The sequence below is a fragment of the Desulfovibrio sp. 1214_IL3152 genome, assembly GCF_036763055.1.
Classification (GTDB): Bacteria; Desulfobacterota; Desulfovibrionia; order Desulfovibrionales; family Desulfovibrionaceae; genus Desulfovibrio.
The window spans coordinates 1-1,647 of record NZ_JBAIYW010000564.1 but is presented as its reverse complement, the minus strand read 5'-3'; the positions used below and the strand labels follow the sequence as shown (position 1 = coordinate 1,647).

2 protein-coding genes are annotated in these 1,647 nt (G+C 58.8%); both read left to right on the top strand.

Features of this window, described 5'->3' with window-relative positions:
* Positions 1-888: thiamine pyrophosphate-dependent enzyme (locus tag V6C07_RS11855; RefSeq protein ID WP_333536687.1), on the top strand; the 888-nt coding region annotated here is incomplete at its 5' end.
* Positions 889-898: 10 nt separating this feature from the next.
* A complete protein-coding gene (gene ilvN, locus V6C07_RS11850; RefSeq protein ID WP_012625524.1) occupies positions 899-1,390 on the top strand; it encodes an acetolactate synthase small subunit in 492 nt (163 codons plus the stop codon).
* The last annotated feature ends 257 nt before the right edge of the window (positions 1,391-1,647 follow it).

Sequence of the window (1,647 nt, the reverse complement as noted above, 5' to 3'; positions counted from 1 at the left end):
AATGCCGATGTGCTGGTGTGCGTGGGTGCGCGCTTCGATGACCGCGTTACGGGCAAGCTGGCAGGCTTCGCGCCCAAAGCGCGCATCGTGCATATTGACATCGACCCCACATCCATACGCAAAAACGTGGAAGTGCACGTTCCCGTGGTGGGCGACTGCCGCCTGGCGCTGGAAGGTATGGGCGAAATATGCAGCGCCAAGCTGGAGGGCAAAGACTGGGGCAGCGAGCACGCCGCGTGGCTTGAGGCCGTGGCCGAATGGAAAAAAAGCAAGCCTCTCTGCTACCAGAAAAACCACAATATCAAGCCGCAGGAAGTCATCCAGACCCTGTATGAACTTTCCAACGACGATGCCATCATCGCCACCGAAGTGGGCCAGCACCAGATGTGGGTAGCCCAGTTCTACACGTTCACCAAGCCGCGCACCCTGCTGACCAGCGGGGGGCTCGGCACGATGGGTTACGGTTTTCCCGCGTCCATCGGCGCGCAGTTTGCCTTCCCCCACAAAAAAGTCATCACCGTCGCGGGCGACGCCTCGTTACAGATGAACATTCAGGAACTGGCTACCGTGGTTTCCAACAGGCTGCCCATCAAGGTCGTCATCCTGAACAACCGCCACCTCGGCATGGTGCGCCAGTGGCAGGAACTCTTTTACAACCAGAACTACAGCTCCACCAACATGGAGGCCCAGCCGGACTTTGTGAAGCTGGCCGAAGCCTACGGGGCCGAAGGCTACCGCATTGAAAAGCCCGAAGACCTGCGCGCCACCCTTGAAAAGGCCCTTGCCACACCCAATCCGGCCTTTATCGACGTAGTGGTTGAGCGCGAGGAAAACGTGTACCCCATTGTGCCCGCTGGCGCGGCGCTTGATGAAATGTTGCTGGTGTAAAGGAGGGGCTATGACCAAGACACATGTGCTTTCCGTGCTGGTGGAAAACGAGCCCGGCGTGCTCTCCCGCGTGGCGGGACTGTTCAGCGGGCGCGGCTTTAACATCCATTCGCTCAATGTGGCCCCGGCCCTGGAAGAGGGCGTTTCGCACATGACCATCACCACAGAAGGCGACAGCCTGATTTTAGAGCAGATAATGAAACAGCTGCACAAAATCGTGTCTGTCATCAAGGTGGTGGACTTTGCGGACATTGCCGCTGTTGAACGCGAAATGATGCTGGTCAAGGTGCAGGCTGAAGGCCCCATGCGGGGTGAAATTCTGCGCACCGTTGAGATATTCCGCTGCAAGGTGGTGGACGTAAGCCCCAATGAAATGACCATTGAGGCCACAGGCAATCAGGACAAGCTGGATGCCATCATCAATCTTTTACAGCGCTTTGGCATCAAGGAACTGGCGCGCACAGGCTCTGTAGCCATGCGTCGTTCCAAAAAGGCGGATTAGGGGCTGTTTCTGCGGCCCGGGGCATTTTCGCCCATGAGCGGATTTTCATCGAGCATGGTCGTCCGCTCTGCCGCCGCACTTGGCGCGCCACCCCGCAAGGCGGTGTGAGTGCGGCAAAATACACGCTTTTATGCTGCACACGCCTTTAAGCCCTCAGGGCGCTTCAAGGGCGTCATGGTTCCAGGACTGTCCGTTCCCGCGTCTGACGGCCCACAAGGCCCTCTCCGGCACGGGAATGACGCCGGCGGCCGGTGTCC